Source organism: Mucilaginibacter aquariorum, from assembly GCF_024498135.1.
Classification (GTDB): Bacteria; Bacteroidota; Bacteroidia; order Sphingobacteriales; family Sphingobacteriaceae; genus Mucilaginibacter; species Mucilaginibacter aquariorum.
This window is the reverse complement of the sequence record NZ_JANHOH010000008.1, coordinates 154,179-179,330: the sequence shown is the minus strand read 5'-3', so window position 1 is coordinate 179,330 and position 25,152 is coordinate 154,179. Positions and strand designations below refer to the sequence as shown.

Here is a 25,152-nt window from a genome sequence, read left to right as displayed (position 1 = left end):
GGCTTTAAAACAATTACTACTTTAAACGTTTCAAGTTAAAGTAAGTCAATACAATATACCAGTTATATTAATATTCTCGCGATATGAAAGTTTTAAATAAAATATGGGGTATAACTTTATTAGCGTTTACGCTGATCCTATCTGCCCCGCATACCAGCATGGCCCAGCAAGAGGGCGAATATATATCAGACCAGGAGTTTTACGATGAACTACAGCCTTACGGCACCTGGATCTATGACCCGCAATACGGTAATGTTTGGATCCCGGATGTGGAGGAAGATTTTAGGCCCTACGCTACACGCGGATATTGGGCTATGACATCTTACGGCAACACCTGGGTATCAGACTATCCATGGGGATGGGCTACCTTCCACTATGGCAGGTGGCATTTTGATAATTACTACGGATGGGAATGGGTTCCGGGAAATGAATGGGCGCCTGCATGGGTTAGCTGGAGAAATGGTGGCGGTTATTATGGCTGGGCACCAATGGAACCCGGCATAAGCATAGATGCATCATATAGTGACGATTATTCCGTGCCAGATAATTACTGGGTTTTTGCACCATACGCGTACATCAACTACACCAACGTTTATAACTATTATGTACCGTATTACAGGACAAGGACCATTATACGTAATACAAACTGGCTACGAAACCGCTATAATTATAATAACCGTGTTTACAATGCCGGCCCGCGCCGCGAAGAGATACAGCGTTACAGCCATCGCCCGGTACGTGTTTATAACATAAATAACGTAAACAGGCCATCGCGCATTACCGTTAATAATAATAACATTAACATATACAGGCCTGCGGTTAGGCAAAATACCAACGCACGCCCTGCAAGGGTGGTAGATGGTAATGCTTATAAACAGCAAAACCCAACACAGCGTATAGGTAGCAGGGATCGTAGCAGGGGTACTGTTTACAATGCGGCAAACGCGGCCAGACTGGCTCAGGCTGCTAAAGCCAGCACTCCTGATACAAGAGTTGTACGTGTTAACAGGAATGATGACAGGGATAATGTAAAACCTGCAAGGCCAGGTGCTATAACCCCGGGCAATGCAAACCAGCCCGGTCGTACAAACAGACCAGCGGTTACAGGCGATGCCCAACAACAGCAACGCACCATAGACAAACAGCAGGGTGCTGTGCGCCAACAGCAAATACGCGAACGAAGGGAAAAAGCACAATCTGAGGCTACCCAACAACAAACTGAACAGCAAAAACAGCAGTTAGAGCAGCAACGTGCGCAACAACAGCAGGCACGCCAGCAGCAATTAGAGCAGCAAAAACAACAGCGCGAGCAAAACCCGCAACAGCCAACACGCCCGCAACGCGCAAGCAGGCCTGCAGTTACTGATGATGGCCAGGCGCAACAACGCCAAAGGGTTTTAGAACAGCAGGAACAGCAACGCCAACAACAGGCCGAGCAAAAACAACAGCAAGCGCAACAGGTACGCCAGCAGCAAGAGCAAGCCCGCGAACAACAACGTCAACAACAGGTTGAACAGCGTAGGCAGCAAGTAAGCCAGCAACAAGAGCAAGCGCGCGAACAGCAAAGACAACAACAGGCTGAGCAAAAACAACAGCAAGCGCAGCAAGTACGCCAGCAACAAGAGCAAGCCCGCGAGCAGCAAAGACAACAACAGGCCGAGCAGCAAAAACAGCAGGCGCGCCAGCAGCAAGAGCAACAGCAGCAAGCCCGCGAGCAACAACGCCAACAACAGGCGGAGCAGCAAAGGCAGCAGGCACGCCAGCAGCAAGAGCAGCAACGCCAACAAAAACAAGCAGAGCCGTCACATCGGCCTACTCGTCCATAATTTATATTCCACAAAAAAGAGCGCCCGGATAACTGGCGCTCTTTTTATTTATAAGGTCAGTATTAAGTATTAACCAATTATAAATGATCCAACCAAAAGATCCAGAACAGCTTGTTTTTCTAAAGGTTCGTCAAAAGCACCGGTAGCTATTCTTACACTGGTAAGTGTTGTTAAATCAACACCACCTTGCACCGTATTTTCCTCACCTGCATAATTGCCGTTAACCCTCGCATCCCCGGTATCGTTACCTAATGTAGCTGTACTTTCAATGTAAGGCCTTATGGTTGAGCTTTGGCCAAGGCTGCATCGCAACTGGCGGATAGCTGCCGCATGCCGGGCCTCAACAGCATGTATAGATAAGGCGGCTGTTAAAACTACCTGGTTACCAATTAAGTTAGGGGCCTGCCCTTTATAAGCACGAACACCGGTATCTTCAAAAACCTGGGCAACTGTAAGGAATGTACGGAAATCAGTTAAAGCCGCTTTAAAAGGCCCGTTTCCACTCCCATTGCCACCCGATAAATCGATATTAGGTTTAGATACAGGTGTGCCGCTTAATGATGTAATTACGGTTTTCAGGAATGCAACGTGCGCGTTCTCATCCCTGGTAATTGGGGCAATATAGGCTCTATTAGCAGAAGGAATAACGTTTGCTGCAGTTGCCTGGTTATAAAACTCGGCTTCCAGATACTCTAATGTTAATGCAAAATTCAATACTTCAACAACCGATGATGGTGGTGTTGCACTATATGCCTTTTTAAACAGGCTACCTAAAGCAAATGGCATAGCAGCAACCGCTACTTTTGAACCAAAGCTGGTTATATTTTTGACTGCGGCACGGCGCGGGTTCAACCTGTCGTGTATCTCCGGGTCAACATTTTCTATCTCATCTATTATATTAAATAAATTCATGGCGATGTGTAATTATGGTTTATAACTAAAAGTTGTTTGCTGTTACCTTGGTTTTTAGAAAACCATTAGCCGCTGTAAGGATCTCTTTAATTGAAGCGGACTTGTTTAATCCGTTTGAATCAACCTGATCACTGGCAAAGCTTCCGGGGGTAATTAAGTTTGATATCAAAGCGGCATGCCTTGCTTCTACCGATACAATCTTACCGGCAATGGTTAAGTAACCAGGGTCTTTAATTAAATAACCGGCGCCATCATAAGCCTGTACGCCTGTGTCTTCAAATAATTTGGCCGCAGCTAACACACTTGTGCGATCGCTGAAATTGATCTTGCTAAAATCGGGAGTTAAGGCCATAATAGCCTTGCTGCCTATGGCTGCTTTAAAAAAATCGCGGTGCAACACTTCATGGTCCCGAATATCTGTAAGATAAGCGGTTTCGAGCGAGCTGATACCGCTGTAAGGGGTAGCCACTACCTGCAAATAAAAAGCGGCTTCTAATTGCTCCAGCGCATAGGCAAAGTTAAGTACGCCAATATCACCCGAGCCAATATCAGTACCCGAATTAACGGAAACCCGGTCTTTTTTACATGATGCTGCAGCACCCATAACGGCTACGGCCGCGGCGCTTGCCCCTGCATAGCGCAAAAACGACCGCCTGGCCATGCTTGCCCCACCTGTGATTGGGTTAATTTCTGTTTTCATAAGTTAGATGTTTTGTTTAGTAAATAAGTTAACGTATGGTTATAACCGCATGTACGCACAAAAACTTAACACAGATTTTAAAAACTATCGTTTATAGCAAATTGGAGTGGGAATTTTTTGGGACATAAAAAAGGCCGAAAAACTCTCGCAGTATTTCGGCCTCTACATCTACCTATGAAAAACTCCCTTTGAGAAGGGCTAATAAGCTATATACAAACGCAATGCCTATTTACAAAAGGGCCATTCCAGTAAAATTAAGCACATTTATAAAACACAATGATTTTCTTTTGTAGAAATAGGTTCTCACACTGTAGAAAAAAAACCCTTGCGCACAATTTCTTAACCATCAGCGCTGTACCTCTTTTAGCGAAGTATAATAATTTATCGGAAACTTATTGAAAGTAACAATGTTACAGTAAGTATGGATTACAACGTGTATTTATTGGCGACTGATCCCAACAACCCCTGCCGGGATGTAATACACTCAAGGGATACCGGTTTAAAGATTAGGGTTTTTTGCCTTAATGAGGATCGGTTTAGCCCAAATGACAGCGAAATTCAATTGTATGGATACGCCCATAACAAGCTATACGCTTTTGAAACCATTAATATTATTGCCGATGATGCCCTTGATGTGGTTGGGGCCATACAGTGGTACGCCGACTATATTGAGTGCCCGGAAATGGAAATATTACCCGAAGATCCTCGCGGAAGCCAAAATATTGCCATGTGATAAAATTCAATTACCTGTATATCTATCAGTTATAAATATTTTAAATTATTTTTTGAAGAATTGAACGCAAACCCTATATTTGCAGTCCCAAAACGAACAGGCGCTTGCCCAACGTTGAAAGGAGAACCAAAAGGGAGTTTAGCTCAGCTGGTTCAGAGCATCTGCCTTACAAGCAGAGGGTCACTGGTTCGAACCCAGTAACTCCCACTTAAATGGAAGCCTTTAGATTAAGTTCTAAGGGCTTTTTTGTTGTTAGGTGCTTCAAGTCCATTGAAATATTTGTAGATGTTTGCACAAACGGTTAAATGTGCGTAAACTGCAATCACAGAATATAAGCAATCGAACTCAGGTGAAACTTAGACCTTTGATTTACTAGCGCTTTTGAACGGTATTACACAGCGGATTTAGAAAATAGATTTGACGAAAAGCTTGAACAATTGTTTAGTTTTAGCTCAACCTGTAATGAAATTCGAAATGAAAAATATTACTAAGATAATAACCTTAGTCTGCAGTATTACCTTATACATAGCGTCGCTTACGCAAAGTGGATTTTCAACCGACAACGGCCAGGTTGATAATGGCCCTGGTTATGCTTTAGTATTAACGGGCTGGCTTTGCGTCAGTATTGCGGGTATATCATGGTTTGCTAATCCATTATTAATTCTTTCATGGTTCTCTTTTAAATCGCAATCGAACAAACGGTCGTTATTTTTAAGTTTATTAGCGTTCCTAATCTCCTTGTCTTTTATGTTCAATAAATTTATAATCGTCGATGAAGGTGGCAGTCTGCATGAAATATCAGGCTATCGATTAGGATACTGGTTATGGCTCGCCAGCTGCGTACTAATGTTAATAGGTAACATTAGTATTAGCGTGAAAAGAAAGGAAACAATCAGTTACCTTTTCTTAAAAAGGTAATGTACTTTAAATAACAAAAACTTGCTGGATAACCTCGAACAGTAAGTACAAGTCAACCACCTATTTAAGCATAAAGCATAAGCCCAAATCTAAACTTGCCCTTTCGTTGTGGGCACTAATACCAGAATTATTTTTAAAGGCATTTATGGCCCCGAACTGAAGGTCGTATTCAATCATTGCTTTCACCGCTTCCGACAACGGCAATTTTACGCCAATTCCCAACGAAACTCCAAAATCTGTACTTTTAAAAGCGTCTTTTATATCATTGTCAGAACCTCGTTCTTTGGCACTCATTAAAAACCCTGCGTAGGGACCAGCGTTTAAATACCAGTTCCGCTTTTTGCCGAAATGCCAGTTAGCCGTTATCGGAACAGTTAAGTAGTTTAGCCTTGGGTCGCTAAACGAATTGCTGAAATCCTGATTAATAAAAAACAATCCATTGCTGCCCTTGGGATCGTAAATTAACTTACCAAGAATGCTCCATCTGTCTGAAAAATAATAGTTAGATGAAACACCGAAGTGGATCGACTTTCTAAAAGTACTGAAGTCTTCCAGGCCATAGGATAACGAAGATACGCTGAACCCTGTATTTATACCGAATTCTACATTTCCCTTTTGTTGTTGCGCAAAAGTTGCGGTAAATGCGCCAAAAACAATAATGATAGTCGTGATAACATTTTTCATTTTGTTTGGATAAGTATTGGATGAGTATAGGAAGATGCTTATATCTGAATATAAAATAGCACCCTGTATTAAGCCCGCAAGCAGATACTCAGAGGAATGAGATATCCCTTTTCTTAACACTAAATACGACAAAATTTTGCTGGCAAAAAATGATTAGTAATAGCCATTTTCAGCTAAAATGTTCGGTAGTTTTAATAAAGGTTTTATCAAAATGAATGCAAAAAAGGGTCACAAATAAAATCGTGACCCTTTCAAACAAGAGAGCAGTATCAATTATAATTTGATGCTTACATTTTTCCCGTTATAGCTAATAGTTTTATTCGGTTTTTGATCAAAATTCAATGCTTTGGCAGCATTTGATGTAATGGTTACGATCCGGAACGTCCTGTCACCTATCATGCCGTTAAACTTGCCGTTGCGGTCGCCGATGGTTAACGTGTGGCTTCCCTCATTGTAAGTAATTGCTATCTGGCTAAAGTCGCCCTTTTCGTAATTGTAATTGCTCCCCTCATCTTCGTATAACGTAAAGGTTGCATTTGCGCCGGTATACACATATAAAGTAATAGGGTCGGCCGGTTTTTCATTGGTATATTGAATTTCGGGACCAAAAGGAATAATGGAACCTGCCTTTACAAATACCGGAATACGGTTATAAGGGGCATCCGCTTTTAGGGTATTGCCACCCTTGAAATATTTTCCGCTGTACAGATCGTACCAACCGTTGCCCTTTGGCAAATAAACATCACGGTTATGTGCCTCATATTTATACACCGGGTTAATTAATAACGACGGGCCAAACATATACTGGTCATTAATGCCTTCCACATTTTTATCAGCCGCAAAATCCATTATCAACCCACGCATTATAGTATAATCCTGATGGTATATTTTACCCGCCAGTGAATATATGTATGGCATTAAGCGATAACGCAGCTTGTCATAATACAACATGCTTTGATAAGCCGGATGGCCCTTGGGCGCCACGTTATAAATTTCGCGGAAGGGAAACTGCCCATGCACCCTAAACAAAGGCACAAAAGCCCCAAACTGGTACCAGCGGGTCATAGACTCGCGCCACTCATCCAGATCTTGCCGTTTGGCATTTTCATATCGTGGCTCAACGGCAAAGCCGCCAATATCCATGGTCCAGTATGGCATGCCGGATAAAGAAAAGTTGATACCCGCGCCAATTTGCGATTTCATATCTTCCCAACGCGAGGCAATATCACCACTCCAGGTAGCTGCTCCGTAACGCTGCAGACCCCCAAAAGCGGATCTTGTTAAAATAAACACCCTGTTATTGGGATTAACGGCACGCTGCCCCTCATAAACACCTTTGGCATTTTGCAGTGGGAATGCGTTAAAATATTTTGTAGAAGAGCCCAAGTACGTTGGTGTCATCAATAATTTCCGGTCGGCTACTGATGCATTCGATAAGATATCGGGTTCGGTAGCATCCAGCCACCAGGCATCAATACCTTTAGTATATAATTTTTTGCTAATTAGCTCCCAGAATGCCTTGCGTGCATCGGGGTTAAAGGCATCATAAAACGTAGATATATACCCTTTGGCTATCCAATCGCGCTGGCGGTTGGCAATATTTCTTTTATATAAAAAATTGTTTTTGTTAAATGCGTTATACGCATCGGTGCCTTCATAAAACTTTGGCCAAACCGAGATCATGAAATTTATATGCTGCCCATGCAACTGTTTGATCATACCATCCGGGTCAGCAAAACGTGCAGGATCAAACTCCTGGCTCCCCCACTGGTCCTGCTTCCAGTACGACCAGTCCAGCACAATATTATCTAAAGGGATCTTTCGGTCGCGAAACTCTTTAACTACCGCCAGTATTTCGTCCTGTGTTTTATAGCGTTCGCGGCTTTGCCAAAGCCCCATGGCCCATTTGGGCAGCATAACCGCTTTACCTGTTATTGTGCGGTAACCACTAATTATACTATCGGCGTTCTGTCCGTATACAAGGTAATAGTCAATAGTGCTGCCAGCTTCTGAAGTAAAGGCGAAGGTGTTCTTAACGTTTTCTGGTGCCGGTAATAAAACGTTAACGCCTAAATAAGACTCGCTCCCGCTTGGGATCCATTGCATTTTCAGGTGGTAGCTTTTCCCTGCCTGTAGGTTAAGGTCTACCAGTGCCGTGGCGGGGTTCCATGACTGGCGCCAGTAATCAAGCAGCTGTTTGCCATCTACCCATAGTTTTATATAGCCCCCGTATTTGATTTGCAATTGGTATAAACCGGTTTGGTCGCCTTCAATTGCCCCTTCATAAGTAACTATGGCATCAGCCATTTTCACACTATCCGGAAAACGTTTCACATCTGATAGCCAATTAAGATCGATATCGGATACTGCCTGCTCATAAACTGTGCGTGTTGGATCTTGTTTTAGGCTATAGCTGACGGTTAACCAACCTGCCTCGTTATTTTTATTGTATAGTTTTAAAGCATGTAAGGGTTCAAGCGGTCTAATATCTCCGGCTGTGGTTATGGCATTATTATCCCACAGGATGCCATAATTTTTGCTGGAAACTACAAAGGGCACCGCTACCTCGGTATTGTTTTGAATCAGATCTACATGCCTGCCCTTATAGTTAACTACACCCTGCTGATGCTGCCCCAGGCCATAGTAGGCTTCATCGGCTTGCGAATCAAAATACTGGCTGACGCGATAACTGCTTTCTCCGTCATACATCGCATTTACAAATGCCGGCTCATGTGCAAATTTGCTTTGCTTAACTAACAAATTACCTTTCGAGTCATAAAACTCCACCAGTCCTGTTATTGTCGAAACGGTAACTTTTACAGAATCTGTTAGCACGATCATTTTATCATCTGTATAGTTAACTGTATGTTTAATAGCCGAATTATTAGGCGTTACTGCCATTAAACTTGGTTTTTCTACAAAAAAATTGGTGGGTGTTGCTGTAACGCGGATAATTTTCGCATTTATGGGCTTCAACCTTATCATATTTACACCATTCGGTGCATTTTTAAGGGTTACAGTAATGCCGCTTTCATCTTGCTTAAAAGGGGCGTTTTGGCTTTGCCCATTACATAAGGAATGGAAAGCTCCGGCAAAAAATAGTGCTAATAAAGTAAGTCTTTTTATAACCATGTTTGTTATATATGCTCAGCACTTCATGTAAGGTATTGAGCGATGCAATAAAAAATGAGAAAAAAAAGGCCCCTCCATTACAGAGAGGGCCTTTACTAAATATAACCAATCAAATATTAGTAACCAGGATTTTGCGCCAGGTTTGGATTAAGCCCTATCTCGTATTGAGGGATAGGGTATAGTTCATGACCCGCAGGAATGTCAATATCGTAAACTTCCTTAATAAAGGATGTTGCAACTCCTGCCCTACGCAAATTATAGAATGTTGAATATTCGCCCGTAAGCTCGTGCCTGTATTCGTGATATATCATTTGCAACGGATCGGTTATCACTTTACCTTCACTTATATACACCGCTGGCGCGCTGCCGCCAAAAGCCCTGTCACGAAGAATTTTTAGTGTAGCTAAGGCACCTGCGTTATCACCCGTTCTGGCTTGGCATTCTGCTTTACTTAACAGAATTTCTCCGTAGCGCAACAGGATCTGATTTTGCGCGCCAAAAATATTGCCGTTACCGGAGTTCCCATCCAGTGTTGGATCGCGCCACATTTTTTCGCAGTAATAACCGCTTCTTGGGATAGTATTATCAGAGCCTACCCACGGGCGTGTAACAGTACCGCATGTATTAATGATCTTGCCATCGTCGCCTGTATATTTGGCTTTAACAGCAGCATCGCTGCTTGCAAAACCTGCAATTACTAACGGATAAGATTTTATACCTCCTCTGGCAATTATAGCCGGGCTTGGGTTAATATCACCAGGGCCTATAATGGTTGCCGCTTTTCGTAAGTCGCCGGTCTGAAAGCCATCATATAAACCTTTATTACCGTAATCATATCCAAAGTTAGACACCTCTTCCGGCATGCCAAAAGTACCTATCCATGCGACTTCATTACTTGGGCCCCAGCTCTGTGTTCCGGCAACAATAAACTGTATTTCAAAAAGCGCTTCCTCCTTATTTTTATTTTTGTATTCATGTATCTGCATAAAATCAGACATCAGGCTGTATTTGCCATTAAGCAAATTAAAATTAGCCAAAGCCTCAGGATATTTTTTTAGCCACATTTGTGCCGACCCCAAATATCCAAGCGCCGCCCCTTTTGTAGCGCGACCAAGTTCTTTGGCATCATACTCCTCTTTCCAGGGTAGCAAGTCTGCTGCAGTTTTTAAGTCAGATTCCACTTGTGCAAATACCTCATCCTGTGTGCTCCTGGGCTTTAAACCATCATTTGCGCCGCTTTTTAGCTCTAACGGTACACCACCAAAGCTCGCTGCAAGATAGTAATAGGTCATTCCGCGCAGAAAGTACACTTCACCTGTTAATCGGTTAGCCAGCGCCTCGGTAAGTACGCCTTTGTCCTTCATTGTTTTCAATATTTCAATAGCCGAGTTTGCCCTGGCAATGCCAATATAGGCACGCTGCCAAAACACCTGTATACCGCCAAATGTAGATGGTATAGCATATGTATTATAAAACCTGTCGTTACCCCAGTTAAAAAAATCGTGCGACTGGAAATTGGCATAATACCAAAGCGACTTTTTTAACAGGTCGGCATTTTGGTAGGTATCGTATATGGCGTTAACAAGTGCAATACCATCCGAAGGCTTGTTAAATAAGACTTGCTCTGTTGGGTTAGATGAATCTATTTGATTCAGAAACCCTTTTTTACAACTGAAGGGAATCAATACTATCAGTCCTACTGTTAGTATATATAAATATATTTTCTTTTTCATTATTCGTTTCTGTTACTTTAATATCATCTAAAATGTCACATTTAAACCCACCGTGTAGAACTTCGATGACGGATAAGTACCTACATCAACACCCGATGCTGTAGGGTTATTTGCAGAACTATTATTATTATTAGGATCTGTACCGGTTGGCTGACCAATTTCCGGATCAAGACCACTGTATTTAGTAATAGTGAACAGGTTTTGTGCGGCAATATATAACCTAACCCTGTTTAAGGTAAGTTTCTTTGCAATGTTAGATGGAAGGGTATACCCTAATGTAACGTTACGTAAACGCAGGTAACTGCCATTTTCAACATATATACTTGATGCTACGTTGTTAGCGCTTACATCATCATTATAATTAACGCGTGCATAGCGGTTAGACGGGTTGGTTGGAGACCAGTGGTTTTGATAATAATCAACACTCACGTTTTGTATACCAACAAAGCCCGGTGCCTGGAAACTCTCTAAGTTACGCGCCTGGTAATTAAATATTTTGTTACCATAGCTACCGTAAAAGAACGCGTTAAAATCAAATGCCTTGTAAGCAAGATCAAGATTAAAACCACCATAAAATTTAGGAATAGGGCTTCCTAAGCTTGTACGGTCATCAGCAGTGATCTGCCCATCACCATTAATGTCTGCAAATTTACGATCGCCGGGCTGGGTTGGTTGGGCTGCATTACCCTGATAGTGCCCATCAGGTGCTTTTGTATCCAGTGCATTAATCTCGGGCTGCGATTGGAATATACCTACGCTTTTGTAACCGTAAAATTCACCTACAGGCTGGCCAATATTAGTTTGGCTAAACTGCTGCCATCCATTTGCCGGGGTAGTTAAGTTTACAAGGTTGCCTATAAATCTTGTATTTTTAGTAATGCTCAACAGTTCATTGTTAACCGTAGTAAGGTTTAAACCTAAGCCATATCTAAAGTCGTTTATAGCATGCCTGTAGTTTATAGAGATCTCGAATCCCTGGTTTCTGATACTACCCGCGTTTTGGGCCGATTGTGTTACACCTGATTGTGATGCTGTTGGAATCTGTAACAAAAAGTCTTTAGAATCTTTTCTGTAATAATCAAGCGTTAAGGTAAGGTCGCCATTTAAAAATGCCGCGTCTAAACCAATGTCTGTTTGCCTTGAAGTTTCCCAAGTTAAACCCTGATTATCAAGATTTACATAAGCCAAACCATTTTGGTAAGTATCGCCAAACGGATAGCCTACGTTTGTACCTGATGTGGCCGGCCCGCCAGAACTATACCTGGCAAGGTATTGGAATGGCCTGATACCGGCCTGGTTACCCACTTCACCATAACTGGCCCTGAATTTTAAATCGGAAAGAAAGTTAACCTCTTTTAAAAATGATTCTTCCTTTGCTCTCCAGGCGATTGAACCCGAAGGAAACACACCATATTGATTGCCTTTATAAAACTTTGATGAACCATCGCGCCTTACTGTCGCTGTAAGAAGGTATTTATCTTTAAACTTGTAGTTTAATCTTCCAAACTGCGAAGCAAGCGTAAACGTTTGCTTGTTGCCAAATGCAATCAGATTTTCAACTTGTCCTAAGTCCCTTACGGCATCACTAATCATATTTCTGCCACTACCACCCACCTGGCGGAAAGTGTTTTCCTGTTGAGAAACACCGCCCACAAAATCAATTGCATGGTCGCCAAAAGTTTTAGAGTAAGATATAGTGTTCTCCCATAACCACTCGAATGTGTTGTTTGCACTTTGCGAGTAAGTGTTTTGAAGGTTAGGGCTTGCAACACCATATTGATCTAAAGAACGGGTATCCGAAGGTGTAAAAAAGTAACCCGAATAATCGGTGGTATTAACCCCTAAATTTGTTTTGATCTTTAATCCATCTATCAAAGTGGCCTCTAATGAGGTAGTGCCCAAAAAGTAATTAGTTAAATTTTTTGCATCCTGGGTTTCGATAGTGTATAGTGGATTATTCCAGCTTTTAACATAAGTATTTACCGGATCATAGAAACCATAATTACCGTTTTCATCTTTAGCTTTATTGGTAAGCTTGTTACCACCTATAGTTGGTATTAGCTCGCTTAAGGTAGCCAAAGCACCTGTACCAAATGGGTTGTTACTGTTTTGACGTGAGTATTTGGCGCTTGATGATGATTTAAGCCATTTTGTAGCTGTGTAATCAAGATTCAACCCCATGTTAATTCTTTTAAAATAAGAACCCAACACTACACCCTTTTGATCGAAGTAGCCTGCAGAAAATGCTGCCTGTACTTTTTCGCTTCCACCGCGGACAGCTAAGTTGTAATTTTGCCTTAAGCCAGTACGATAAACTTCGTCCTGCCAGTTTACATTTTGCAGGGCTGAGGGATTGGCCCATTCAGGCAAACGATCAAACCCCGGGGTTTGGTTTGCAAGTGTGGCCCACTGCTCAGCATTTAATACCTTGTATTTTTTTGGTTCAGATTGTACAGATGTGTAAGCATCAAGAGATACCTCAACACCATCTTTTCTTCCCTTTTTGGTGGTAATAATAACAACACCGTTTGATGCACGCACACCATATATGGCAGTGGCCGATGCATCCTTCAATATATCCATTGATGCAATATCGTTGGGGTTAATATTGTTAAGGCCGCCGGTTATTGGGTAACCATCAACTACATACAAGGGATCGTTACTACCCAAACTACCAACGCCACGTATCAATACCGTAACGCCGCTGCCCGGGGCACCATCATTATTAGTTACCTGCACGCCCGATGAACGGCCTTGTAAAGCCTGATCTAATGCGGTAACAGGTACCTTTGCTACCTGGTCTGCGGTAACAGAGCTTACAGAACCTGTAAGATCTTTACGCCTGGAAGTACCGTAACCCACTACAACAACCTCATTTAGGGCGCTTACATTGGCTGTCAATTTTATATTATAAGAGTTGCTTGCCCCTATGGCCATTTCCTGGGTATTGTATCCGATCATACTTATAACCAGGGTTGCATTTTCCGGAACTGCTAATCTGAAAGCTCCATTAGCATCGGTCATAACACCTATGGTAGTCCCCTTTACGGCAACTGAAGCTCCCGGAACAACTCCTTCGGCGGATGTAACCGTTCCGGTGATCTGTCGGTTTTGGGCATAACCGGACATACTTATCAACAGCGATAAGCTTAATCCGATAAGTGCCACAAAATGTTTAATTTGTAGTTTTCTCATCATACTTTATATTAGTTTTAATTGGTTTGCTATCTATCAGATCTATCCGTTTTGGATCTGCTGATTAATGCGAACTAAAAATATAAGAGTATAATTAGAAGGGATGCCACAAATGTTAACGTTTATGTAACAAATGTTAACCTGTTATAAGTGCCTTATTTTCAGATAATTATAATTAGAATGAAAAACATCTTTAAAAACTATTAATTTTTTATGGTGATAGGAGACAGCTTATTTGCAGTGATGGAGGCACCCTGTAGTGAGGTGCAAATTGGATAAATTGGCAGTAATTAAAGGATGGTTTCTAACGGCTCCTTTTTATTTTTGCGATGTTGGTTTACATATTCAGAAGGCAGTATACCGTACTCTTCCTTAAAAACTTTTGAAAAATAGGTGGGGTTATTAAAGCCAACTTCGTAAGCAACATTGGCAATGCTTAACTGGCTCTTTTCTAACAACTGCACCGCTCTTTTTAATCTTACTGTTCGGATGCAATCTACCGGGGTTTTGCCTGTAAGTGTGAGTAGTTTTTTGTATAACGATACTCTGCTCAGGTTAAGTTGTTTGCTTAGTTCCTCAACAGAGAAATTAATTTTGGTTATATTAAGTTCTATGTACTCAAATGCATTCTTTAAAAACTTTTCATCCTCAGATACAATATGAATATCCTCTGCCTTTACCTCAATCTGCTTTTGATAAGTAGTTTTAAGGGTTTGGTGCATTTGTAAGGAGTTATGGATCTTAGAAAGCAGGATCTCGAAGTTAAACGGTTTTAATATGTAATCGTTCGCTCCGCTTTCTAATCCGGCCAGTTGGTCTTCCTCGGTAGTAAGCGCGGTTAACAATATCACCGGGATCTGGGCCGTACGTGCATCCGATTTTATCTTTTTACACAGCTCTATCCCATTCATTTCGGGCATGCTTATATCGCTAACTATAAGTTTTGGATGCATCGAGAGCGCTTTTTGCCATCCATCCTTACCATTAACAGCCTCAATGATGTGAAAACTGTTTTTTAAATTATCCTTCAAATAAAACCGCAGGTCATCATTATCTTCTATCAATAAAATAGTAGCCTTTTTACCTGCACCTGCCAGGCCCGGGTTCATTTTAGATGTAGCAGGCACAAGGGCCTCAGCGCCCGTTTCTGCAATCACCTCAAGTTCTTTTTTCTCGCACTGCTGCTCAACCGGTAATATTACCGTAAAACAGCTTCCATAATTAAGTTCACTCTCCAGTTCAATTGAACCGCCCTGCATTTTAACAAACTCCTTGGTTATAGACAGGCCTATCCCGCTTCCCTGGTTTAAAAGACTTTCGGGCATATCATCCTGAAAAAACCGGTCAAATATTTTGCCCTGATTTTCTGTCGCGATGCCAATACCGGTATCAATTACCTTTATCTCGAGATTATTTTTTTCCTCATTTATACCGCAACGATATAAATTTAACATCACACTTATTTGCCCGCCTGAGGGGGTAAATTTGAATGCATTAGAAAGCAGGTTAAATAATATCCGCTCTATTTTATCATGATCGAAATTAGTAACATAAGAATACACCTCGCTTTCTATCAAAAATTCGATCTTTTTTTGATGAGCAACATCCATAAACGATGCTGAAACTTCTTTTATAAACTTTACTATATCACCTTGCTTTAAACTAAGTTTTAACTCATTATACTCCATCTTTCTAAAATCGAGCAGTTGGTTTACCAGGTTTAAAAGCCTTTTGCCATTTCTTTTAATAGTGGCAAGCTGGCTTTGCTGATCGGCCTTATCAACGGTTTTAATAAGACTATCAATAGGCGATAAAATAAGTGATAGCGGTGTACGAAACTCGTGGCTTACATTGGTAAAGAACTTTATCTTCATCAGGTCGAGCTGGTGCATCCTACGCGCTTCCTCGCGCTCCTGTGCTATTTTGCGTTCGGCTTCAATGCTTGCCTGCGCGCTTTCAAACTGGCGTTTTAGCTTTTGGATACCGCGGTGGCGTATATAGAACAACCCGCTAAGCAGCAATACAAAATAACTGATATAGGCAAAGGTTGACTTGAAAAATGGGGGCAGCACTTTAATATTCAGTGAAATTTCACCTTCATTATTGGTTCCCTGGGCGCGTACCTTAAAAGTGTAATCGCCACCATCAAGGTTGGTATAAGTAGCCTTACGATTATTGCCTGTTGCAGTGATCCAGCCTTTATCAAATCCTTCAAGTTTATACTCAAATTTTATTTTATTGGGGTTAAAATAGTCGAAAGCAGCAAACTCGATATCAAAGACATTTTGGTTGTGTTGTAGGGTAATTTCTTTAGTTTCTGAAAGAGCTTTAGTCAAAATTACCTTGCCATTTAGGGTATCGCCCACTGCAACGCTTTTGTTAAATAAGTTAAGATCGGTAAACACAAGGCTGGGCTTAGGCTTAAATGTGTTTAATACAATGGGGTCGAACAAATTAAAGCCATGTATACCACCGAACACTAATTCGCCACTTTTTAGCCGTTTGGCGGCATATAAATTGAATGCCCTGCCCTGCAACCCGTCCAATTCATTATAATTATTTATATCCACTTTGTACTTACCTCCGGCTTCGGTAAGCATTATACTTGCAAGCCCGTTAGTGGTACTTACCCACATCCGGCCGGCATTATCCTCAATAATGTTTGATACATTATTTGCGGGCAAATTCACCCCTTCTTCAATATTTAAGAAGCTATTTGTTTTGGTATTTAATATGCTTAAACCATCTTTTGTACCTATCCATATTAGCCCCTTTCTATCCTGGGTAATAGTATTTACATCGTTACCTACAAGGCTGTTAACATTTTTAGGTATTGATAAGTAATGCTTCACCTTATTTGATCCTTTTAGGATAACATCTATTCCCCGGTCTCTACCTACCCACTTATTCTGCTGCCTGTCCTCGTAAATAACAGAGGTATAATCAGAATTACCGGGATATTTAGGGTGCCGGAAAGAATTTGTTTTTGGATCGAAAACGTTAAACCCGCCCGCAAATGTGCCTACCCAAAGTTCGCCCGCGGCATCCTCCATGATGGTATATACACGGTCATCCGTCAAACTGCCCGGATCTTTCTTGTTGTGACGATAGTGTGTAAATGTTTTGCCATCGTAGCAATCTAAGCCACCAAAATAGGTACCTATCCAAAGTCGTTTTTTCTTGTCGATATATAATCTTACAATTATATCACTGGTAATGCTGTTGGGGTTTGATGGATCATGTTTAAACTGGGTATAGGCGTTCGTAGCCCTGTTAAAATAAATAAGGCCGTTACCGTTTGTACCTATCCATAAGTTTTGCTTATCATCTTCTTCAAAGCTGTTTATATCCTCAAAAGGCAAACTTTTAGGATCGGTGGTAAGGTGCTTATAAAGTGGGAACTGCATTATACCCCGATGATAATAATTTAGCCCCTGCTTAAATGTACCCGCCCAAATAATTCCGGTATTATCTTTGTAAAGGTAAATGCTGTTACCGCTTAACGATTTGGCATCGTCAGCTCTATTTAATATATAATACACCTTGTTAGTGACAGGGTCGATAACATTAATGCCGCCATGATCTGATCCAACCCAAATTTTGTCATCATCTGTTTGGATAATACTGGTTATCACATTTGAATTGAGCCTGCCCTCAGGAGTATCCTTGCTGTAATGAACAAGCTTATTATCTAACGTTTTATAACAATAAACTCCGATTGTTCCGGCATCAGAACATACCCACAGGTTTTGTTTGTTATCCATTATCATGATAAAATTTCGGGGTTTGGTATCAAGGGCTTTAGCCAGTCCATCATACCTTTTCAAAACTTTATTAGCCTTGGTATCTAATTGCTCTATAATGCCATCATTGTAAATAAGCCATAAACAATTGGGCTGCGAAGCCACCATATCTATTACATGGTTTGAATGCAGCACTGCGGGCGATTTTCCCGAATCATTATAAAAAACCGTTCCGCCTGTTTGAGGGCTATAGCGGTAAAGGCCTTTTTTATTTGTTGCAAACCAAAATTCGCCCTGCTTATCCTTCTCAATACGGGTAATGGGGTTGGCGGGTATTTTATAATGCGACAGCTCCGCAGCGATATTGTTTGAAAACCGTTCTACCGTTGGGTCATATATACTAATATCACTGTGGGTAAAGATCCATAACTTTTTGCCCGGCCCTTCGGCAATACGCATAACGTGGTTCTCGGCAAGTGAATTGGGGTCTTTAACATCGCGTTTAAATACTTTAAACTTATTACCATCGTACCGGTTTAAGCCCGATGTGGTACCAAACCACATAAAACCTTTTTCATCCTTATAAATACAGTTAACCTGGTTATCAGAAAGGCCGTTGGTGATATCTAAATGAGAAAATTGATAACTATTGTTTTGCGCATGCAAATATGCAGGCATGGCAAAAGCCCATATACATAATATATATATTTTTATACGCATAGTTATAATTGGTCAACAGTCAACTATAGGGAGCTATCGACTGTTAACTAAAGGTAATAATAAATGTAATTACTACACTAAATAACTAAAAATAAAGATAGCGCCTCTTTGCAGAGAGCGCTATCTTTTTAAACCATCAACAACGATTAATAAACTGTAATAAAGCTATTTACACAGTCCCCATATTAACATTAGGCGCTTGTTTTCTTTTTTTTGAGCGGATGTATATATTAAGCCCGGTAAAGGCTACGATTAAGACAATTGGTATAATTAAAGTTAGCCGCAGTACTTCCGGCCCGGCCAAACTTTTGGCACTGTTAAGCGCTTCATCTGATGCCTGGTTACCGGCAGGTAAATATTTTAACACTAATTCATCGTAATGTTTACCCATAAAAATACTGTAAACCGAAACGGCAAACATACCCGCGCCACCTATAAGATTTAACCCAAGCGCGCCAGATTTGGGTATGTATTCTGCAACAAAACCTATCATGGTAGGCCAAAAATAACATACCCCCACCCCAAAAACCAACGCTGCAAAAAATATGGAATTACCGGTTAAAGTACTTAACAAGTATAACCCTATTGCAGCAACTACTGCCGACATCAACAAAACTCCCTGTGGGGAAAATCGGTGAACTATAGGGCCTGCAAAACCCCGCCCAATTACCATAACGCCGGTTGTGAGTGTTAAAATTAATATGGGGTTAGTGGTTACATTCTTTAAAAGCACATCTATCCATTGCCCGGTAAACAGCTCGGTAACCGCTGTACCAAACATACAGATGAACATAAAAACAAATAAAGGAGATAATGTTGCCTTATACATATCGCCGGCTGAATAACCGGATGCAACACGTTCGGTAACCGGGAAATCTAAAATGTAAAATAAGTAACCATAGATAAGTGTGGGTATTATCATTACCGCAACTTGTACCTGCCATCCAATATTAATATAATTTAATGCCAGCACCAGCAAAGTTCCAATTACTATCCCGCCAGGAAACCACAGGTGGAAATGGTTTAGTTTGGTGGTTTTATTATCAGTAAATAAAGATGCTACCAAGGGGTTACATGCCGCCTCGACGGTGCCATTTGCGATACCTATAAGCAAAGTGGAGATAAACAACGTCCAGTAACCTGTGGCAAAAACGGTTAGGCATATACCGGCCAAATGAAATACAAATGCCATTACAAGCAGTTTTTTCATGCCGATAATATCCACTATAAAACCGCCAACAATAATAGCCAGCGGGAATCCCCAAAACGCAGCCGCTGTAATAACGCCCAACTGTTCGGTTGTTAAATTAAAGTTGGTGCCTAACTTATTCATTATACCGGCCCTAATGCCAAATGATAGTGCGGTTACCATCAAAGCCAGGCAGCTTGCCCAAAAAAGTTTGTTACGTTCAATAGTGATCATAATTAATCAGGTTAAAGGGTTTATAATTTAGCAAGGCAGCAGGCTACCTAAATTGGTTTTCTAAAACTAATAATATTTGGCAATATATTAATTGTCAATAAGTTCATTAATAAATACTCATCAGCCACAATTACTTTTTATCGCCAAGGTTGATGGTTTCGGGCCGTGCATATATTTCTTTCACCAAACTACGCGGGTTATGCGTCCACAGCCAATCGCCCCAAACCATAAACCACACCCATTCCGGCTGATATTTTAAGATAACCGGCTTAGGTAATTCTCCAACTTCGGTCAATGCAATGGGTTTACCTTTGGCTAAAGCCAATAACTCGTTATAGTCTTTCTGTTCGTAATCGGCATTATATATATCGGTACCTAAAATATCAACATAGTTAGCGCCCGGGTAAAAATATTTATAGGCGAAAGCTTCGTCCTCTGGCAAATCCCGCGGACCGTTGGCTCCCCAAACCCATATCAAGTTATTTAGTTTATGGTAATTGGTATAACGATCATACATCATCCTCCATAATTTTGATAAACCATTTTTGCCCCTTTTATTTCCCCACCAAAACCAAACGCCGTTCATTTCATGATATGGCCGCCACAACACGGGCACTTTTGCATCCTGCAATTGCTTTAACCACACAGCTACCTGATCGATCTGTTTAAGCCACCTTTTATTTAGTTCGGTGTTTGGCGTTACCAATTCGTTCCATTGCTCATCGGTTAGTTTTGCCTGTACGCTCTCTTTCCAACCATAGGGCGGGTTGTCAATCGGTCTTCCCTGGTGCCACATCAGGCAAATAATACTACCCTCTTTATATTTTTTTATCGCTTCATTTACAATGTCTTGTCCTTTATCCTGCGTGCCGCTCCAGATAAAATCATTCCCCCAAAGCGCCGGCTCTTTACCGGTGATAGCTTTCACGCTATCTATATGCCTGTTAGGTTGATAAGGATAACTATGCTGACCCGAAATGATCTGTTTGCCTTTGATACTGTAGATGTAGGACAGTAGCTGACTTGCTTCTGCCGATGTATTTGGATTTACAGGGGCAAACTGTTGCTGTGAATAGCCGCAAATGCTAAACAGCATAAAAACCAATAGGATATAAAGTCTCATAAGTTTATGTTTATCTGGTTAGTTCTTTTTATTTAACACATGGTCGGCCGCCATTACCAGGAAAAGGTAATCTGATGTACCGCCCCCCAGCACGTATTCGCCCTGTTGCCACAAGTATGGCCAGTTTAGAAGTTCCGGAAAATCTGGCCGGATCAAAGCTGTACCGGATGTGATACCACCGGGAATGTATGACAGATCGGCCCGGTTAAAGCCGTAAGCCGTGGTCATTGATCTGGCACCAACACCCGATGCAAAGGATGATGTATTAGACCCCGGATGACAGCCCAACACAAAATTGATGGCATGGAGCATATAATCATCAGTAAAAATATCGGGGAAGTTGGCATATAAAAAGTACTGCCTGTAACCAAAATTTTGTATCCCCCAACCGGCGCCCCAAATACTTGGCTCGTAGGGTACGCCATAAGGTGTTTTACTGCCTTGCTGTTGTATTTTCACGTAAAGCTTTTTAACCGCATCGGTAATTTTATCCTTGTATTCTTTATTATCTATTAAACCCATTGTACGGCTAACCAGCCAGCCATTGTATTCAATGCCTGCTGCAATTCCTGCTGTATTGGCAACTAAAAAATCTGCATATTCCTTATCTTTCGTGGTGATAAATAACTCTGTAGCTAAGGCCACCTTCTGCATGGGTTTAAAATCCTTATTATTTTGCCATACCTGTTTAGCAATTTGCAGACACTGTGCCGAAAGGGTATCGTTATAGCCCTTCATTACGCGGCTGGCGGCAGCTAAAGCAGCAGCCGTTTGCAAACTGCGCGACGGGTTATCCTCCGTAAATACCCAACGATCATCTGCCGGGGCGGGCTGGTTTAATATCGGGTCGGTATTAACCGCGTTGGTAACAAAAGGTTTATTATCGGTAATGTTCGCGGCATCGCCTAATAGCACATACTGCCTTATAGTTGGTTCAATTACGCCGCGGTAAAACCTGCCCATGGCCTGGTAGCCTCCTGTTATCGACAATAAGCCATGTTCTATCTGCTGCAACAGATCGGGCTTCCCATCCGGTTGTTGGATCTCTACCAGGTGACTTTTTTGATCGATAGTAGTGTTATCATACTTAGAGCCAAATTGTTCGTAAGCTAATGTTAGCCCGTGCACCGTCTCGGCCTGCGATTCTACCCGCAAGTCAAAATCGCCTGCATCATGCCAGGCACCGCGGTTTAAAAAAGGGACATTATCGCCGGGTTTGAACTTAGTAAACGTATCATGCCCCGATATGTAACCATCAAAGTGATTAGAATCAATAGGCGCCATACGGGCATCGTCCATGTGACATAAGCCATGCCATACCCGGTATTTATCGTTGATACGCATATGGCACATTTGGGCAGGCATAAAATATTCTAACGTTGGCTGCCAAACATCGTTCTTAAAAACATCTTTACTTATCTGAAATGGCTCGGTTTGATAAGCGCCGTATTTTACCACATACATGCCCGGTTTTGTGATCTTTGTAAAATCGAGTTGCAGGTAATGATATCTTAAAAAATCGCCCCATTCGGTTGGGGCTGCTCTTAAAGCCGTCTCTAACCCGCCGTTTTCAGCTACACGCATTAATGAAACGGACAGCCGCCTTTTGTCGTTACGATCAAGTTCTATAACGGCAATTTTTTGTTGCGCGGGGTGATAACCTACCTGTGATACTTGTACTACAGGGGCCGACTGCCAACCTTCAATGGCATATGGCGTAACCAGCCACTCTATCGCGTTTTTTGTGGCGCCTTTTGCAATTAAAGAGCGCACCACAAACCAGCCGTTGTTATGCTTAGCCCGACCATCCAGCAGTTGCAGATTACTGTCTTTTAAATTCTCAATGATCATCCGCTGTCCGTCGGCTTCGGGCGCTACAGTCAATTTTTTACCTGTAGCCAATGGCATTACTTCATTTTCACCATAAGGGCTTTTATACATTTGCCCATTGGCTTGTGGCGTAAATATGCCAAACTGCTTATCCATGTAATAGGATTTACCATAGAGTATGCCCGGGAAAAGTTCGATATTAAACCCTACCCTCCCTATCCACTCGTCGGGTAAAGGCTTATCAAGGTCAATAATTATTTTAAAGGATTTACCTACCGGCAGCACGCGGATGTTATAGGCAAATTTAAGATCTGGATAAATTATTGGATTGAACCCTTTGCGATCCATCTCGGGGTTAGGGTATTCCATACGGACACTTACCTCGCTTTTGGCTTTATCAATAACCCGTTTCCCCACTTTAGGGATAGGCGACCATTGCCCCGGGGTTGGTTCCAATCTAAGATCACCATTGGTAGCCACACGCTGCCCGTTTTGAATAATCCCCACACCACCTTGGTGCCCCTCTGGATAAAAATCGTGCGCAAGCATTACGTTTACGCCTTGATATTCCAGGTATTCCAGTTTGTTCAGAATCATTTGCCCGGCAGCTTTCTTAGTCTGAGCTTTAACTACTGTAACATTTGCAGCCATTGCCGCCATTAAAAAGCAGGCAACTACTAATACCTTTTTATTGTACATGTTTATCATGGTTATCTATTAAAAACGTGTGACCTAATTAAACCGGCCCCTTGCCGATCTGTTACCCTGCAGATCTACAACATCCAGGGATAAATTTGAAATTGATCTCAGGTCTGATACTTTGATCTCTATTTGAGATAGCGGCGTAAAGGCTACTCGTTTATTGCCATTGTAGATATTATATCCCAGTATCTTGTTATTGTCGGTTGATTTGTTCCAGCTCAGCGTAATTATACCCTGTTCAGTTTTTCTTTTGAGGTTTTTGGGTATAGTCGGTGGCATTTTATCGGGATCTAACTGAGCTATACAATTTATAAATGCCCGTAAAGTATGGTAAGTACCTTTCCAGATCTGCCCTTTTAACGCCGTTTTATATTGTGGCTGCTTATCAAGGCCGCCCTGGTACCAATCGCCGTGTTCCTCATCTATCAGATAAGTTTGAACATAGCTCCACAACTTTAAAAACTTGCCGTAATATTTGTGCCGGTCATTTGGGTAATAATGGCTCATGATCAGCAGTGTATTTAATCCCTCCGCTTGTGCCCACCAGTTTTTGGTATCGGTCAAAATGCTGATGCCAGGTTTATCTTTATAATAAAACCCTTCGTCGTAAAAGCCTCCAACCTGGTTATCCCAGCCATTATCCAGCGCATGATCTACCATTTTTTTACCAAGCTTTAAAATAGCCGTGTTATCTTTCACGCCAAGCACATTAGATGCTTCCAGCATCAGATAAGCCGTTTCCACATCGTGCCCGAAAGAGACGTGGTCGATACTTTTATATTTATTTATTGCAATTTCTGAAGAGTCCCTTAAAGATACCGGCGTCCAATCCGGCTGAAAGAACAACTGCAGGTACCCTTTTTTGTTGATAATAGTATTGGTAAGTAAGGTCAGCATTTCCTGCAAACGGGTTTTCAAAAGCTCATCCGGCCAAACCTGGTACAGTTCGGTAAAGGCTTCTAATAAGTGGATGGAAGTATTTTGATCTTTGTACCCCAGCTCCGCATTGACGCTCATACCTGCTGGCCTTTTTATAGGTGTGCCATCGCGCTCCATATGCTGAAAGTATCCTTTATTAACCGGGTCGTGGCTATGATGTTCCAGCCACGCAAATTCCTGCTTAGCAAGGTTTAAAGCACTTGTATCGCCCGATTGCTGGTAGTAAGCTGCCATAGCATATAAGGCAAATGAATTGCCGTAAGCTTCCTTTGGTGCAAAGTTGCTCTTCTTTACATTACCCTGCCTATCGGTATAGGTATAAAAGCCGCCGTATTGCTTATCCCATAAAACATTCTTCAAAAACAAATACCCTTGTCTGGCACCATCGGCGTAATATTTAACATCCGGAAAAAGCTGCGCAGCTTTAGCGTTGCTCCATACATGCCGGGCCTGGGTAACAATCATCTTATCCTGATTGCCAACCGGTTTAAAATCGTAACTGAACGCACTTAAGAAACCACCATCCACACTATCTATCGAACGCGGGTACCATTGCTTTAAAAGTTTATCGGTCATTGACGCTTGCATTTGGCTGGCAATTTTTAACCGGCCCTGTGCATAAGCTAAATTAGGATTGCATAGCGCAAGTGGCACGCTGGTAATAGACAATATCTTTAACCATTGATACAACCTGGCCAAATACAAGTTGTCATATCTATTTATCCGGTTCAAATACAAAATAAAATAGTTCGTCATAGGTTTGATCATGACCGGTTCAACTAACAGGTCTTTAATTAAAAAATCAGAAGAAACACTTAGGGTTATTGGTTTAACACAAT

14 protein-coding genes and 1 tRNA gene are annotated in these 25,152 nt (G+C 41.7%); 4 read left to right on the top strand and 11 right to left on the bottom strand.

Features of this window, described 5'->3' with window-relative positions; all coding sequences use genetic code 11:
• The first annotated feature begins 83 nt into the window (after positions 1-83).
• Positions 84-1,826, top strand: a complete 1,743-nt coding sequence (locus NPE20_RS21675) for a DUF6600 domain-containing protein (protein ID WP_256540800.1) — start codon at positions 84-86, stop codon at positions 1,824-1,826.
• Positions 1,827-1,895: 69 nt separating this feature from the next.
• On the opposite strand, the gene NPE20_RS21670 is transcribed toward NPE20_RS21675, so the two are convergent.
• Entirely contained in the window at positions 1,896-2,738 is an 843-nt protein-coding gene (locus NPE20_RS21670; RefSeq protein ID WP_256540799.1) for a ferritin-like domain-containing protein, read from the bottom strand.
• 25 nt (positions 2,739-2,763) lie between these two features.
• Positions 2,764-3,438 carry a ferritin-like domain-containing protein gene (locus tag NPE20_RS21665; protein ID WP_256540798.1) on the bottom strand — a complete coding sequence of 225 codons (675 nt, stop codon included), beginning with the start codon at positions 3,436-3,438 and terminating at the stop codon, positions 2,764-2,766.
• Between the two features lie 421 nt (positions 3,439-3,859).
• Between NPE20_RS21665 and NPE20_RS21660 the strand changes: the two genes are divergently transcribed.
• The 3 genes from NPE20_RS21660 (at position 3,860) to NPE20_RS21650 (ending at position 5,089) form a co-directional block, all read left to right on the top strand.
• A complete protein-coding gene (locus NPE20_RS21660; RefSeq protein ID WP_256540797.1) occupies positions 3,860-4,171 on the top strand; it encodes a hypothetical protein in 312 nt (103 codons plus the stop codon).
• A gap of 132 nt (positions 4,172-4,303) precedes the next feature.
• Positions 4,304-4,378: transfer RNA gene (locus NPE20_RS21655), tRNA-Val, on the top strand.
• A 267-nt stretch (positions 4,379-4,645) separates the two neighbouring features.
• Entirely contained in the window at positions 4,646-5,089 is a 444-nt protein-coding gene (locus tag NPE20_RS21650) for a hypothetical protein (protein ID WP_256540796.1), read from the top strand.
• Between the two features lie 60 nt (positions 5,090-5,149).
• On the opposite strand, the gene NPE20_RS21645 is transcribed toward NPE20_RS21650, so the two are convergent.
• The 9 genes from NPE20_RS21645 to NPE20_RS21605 all read right to left on the bottom strand — a co-directional run bounded on the left by NPE20_RS21645 (position 5,150) and on the right by NPE20_RS21605 (position 24,889).
• Positions 5,150-5,773 (bottom strand): porin family protein, encoded by a 624-nt coding sequence (locus tag NPE20_RS21645; protein ID WP_256540795.1) that lies wholly within the window; start codon positions 5,771-5,773, stop codon positions 5,150-5,152.
• Positions 5,774-6,046: 273 nt separating this feature from the next.
• Positions 6,047-8,905, bottom strand: coding sequence for a TIM-barrel domain-containing protein (locus NPE20_RS21640; RefSeq protein ID WP_256540794.1), 2,859 nt, complete (start codon positions 8,903-8,905; stop codon positions 6,047-6,049).
• Positions 8,906-9,021: 116 nt separating this feature from the next.
• The gene (locus NPE20_RS21635; protein WP_256540793.1) at positions 9,022-10,638 is read right to left on the bottom strand and encodes a RagB/SusD family nutrient uptake outer membrane protein; all 1,617 of its coding nucleotides are present in this window, start codon (positions 10,636-10,638) and stop codon (positions 9,022-9,024) included.
• 27 nt (positions 10,639-10,665) lie between these two features.
• Positions 10,666-13,836 (bottom strand): SusC/RagA family TonB-linked outer membrane protein, encoded by a 3,171-nt coding sequence (locus tag NPE20_RS21630; RefSeq protein WP_256540792.1) that lies wholly within the window; start codon positions 13,834-13,836, stop codon positions 10,666-10,668.
• A gap of 287 nt (positions 13,837-14,123) precedes the next feature.
• Positions 14,124-18,296: a hybrid sensor histidine kinase/response regulator transcription factor gene (locus NPE20_RS21625; protein ID WP_256540791.1), complete on the bottom strand. Its 4,173-nt coding sequence runs from the start codon at positions 18,294-18,296 to the stop codon at positions 14,124-14,126.
• Positions 18,297-18,465: 169 nt separating this feature from the next.
• On the bottom strand, positions 18,466-19,719 hold the full coding sequence (locus NPE20_RS21620; RefSeq protein ID WP_256540790.1) for an MFS transporter: 1,254 nt from the start codon (positions 19,717-19,719) through the stop codon (positions 18,466-18,468).
• Positions 19,720-19,849: 130 nt separating this feature from the next.
• Positions 19,850-20,842 (bottom strand): glycosyl hydrolase, encoded by a 993-nt coding sequence (locus NPE20_RS21615; protein ID WP_256540789.1) that lies wholly within the window; start codon positions 20,840-20,842, stop codon positions 19,850-19,852.
• Positions 20,843-20,860: 18 nt separating this feature from the next.
• Positions 20,861-23,371: a glycoside hydrolase family 9 protein gene (locus tag NPE20_RS21610; protein WP_256540788.1), complete on the bottom strand. Its 2,511-nt coding sequence runs from the start codon at positions 23,369-23,371 to the stop codon at positions 20,861-20,863.
• Positions 23,372-23,404: 33 nt separating this feature from the next.
• Positions 23,405-24,889: an AGE family epimerase/isomerase gene (locus NPE20_RS21605; protein ID WP_256540787.1), complete on the bottom strand. Its 1,485-nt coding sequence runs from the start codon at positions 24,887-24,889 to the stop codon at positions 23,405-23,407.
• Positions 24,890-25,152: the final 263 nt, after the last annotated feature.

Coding starts and splice junctions, on each gene's coding strand:
- NPE20_RS21675 (WP_256540800.1), top strand. CDS start 84: ATGAAAGTTTTAAATAAAATATGGGGTATAACTTTATTAGCGTTTACG.
- NPE20_RS21670 (WP_256540799.1), bottom strand. CDS start 2,738: ATGAATTTATTTAATATAATAGATGAGATAGAAAATGTTGACCCGGAG.
- NPE20_RS21665 (WP_256540798.1), bottom strand. CDS start 3,438: ATGAAAACAGAAATTAACCCAATCACAGGTGGGGCAAGCATGGCCAGG.
- NPE20_RS21660 (WP_256540797.1), top strand. CDS start 3,860: ATGGATTACAACGTGTATTTATTGGCGACTGATCCCAACAACCCCTGC.
- NPE20_RS21650 (WP_256540796.1), top strand. CDS start 4,646: ATGAAAAATATTACTAAGATAATAACCTTAGTCTGCAGTATTACCTTA.
- NPE20_RS21645 (WP_256540795.1), bottom strand. CDS start 5,773: ATGAAAAATGTTATCACGACTATCATTATTGTTTTTGGCGCATTTACC.
- NPE20_RS21640 (WP_256540794.1), bottom strand. CDS start 8,905: ATGGTTATAAAAAGACTTACTTTATTAGCACTATTTTTTGCCGGAGCT.
- NPE20_RS21635 (WP_256540793.1), bottom strand. CDS start 10,638: ATGAAAAAGAAAATATATTTATATATACTAACAGTAGGACTGATAGTA.
- NPE20_RS21630 (WP_256540792.1), bottom strand. CDS start 13,836: ATGATGAGAAAACTACAAATTAAACATTTTGTGGCACTTATCGGATTA.
- NPE20_RS21625 (WP_256540791.1), bottom strand. CDS start 18,296: ATGCGTATAAAAATATATATATTATGTATATGGGCTTTTGCCATGCCT.
- NPE20_RS21620 (WP_256540790.1), bottom strand. CDS start 19,719: ATGATCACTATTGAACGTAACAAACTTTTTTGGGCAAGCTGCCTGGCT.
- NPE20_RS21615 (WP_256540789.1), bottom strand. CDS start 20,842: ATGAGACTTTATATCCTATTGGTTTTTATGCTGTTTAGCATTTGCGGC.
- NPE20_RS21610 (WP_256540788.1), bottom strand. CDS start 23,371: ATGTACAATAAAAAGGTATTAGTAGTTGCCTGCTTTTTAATGGCGGCA.
- NPE20_RS21605 (WP_256540787.1), bottom strand. CDS start 24,889: ATGACCGATAAACTTTTAAAGCAATGGTACCCGCGTTCGATAGATAGT.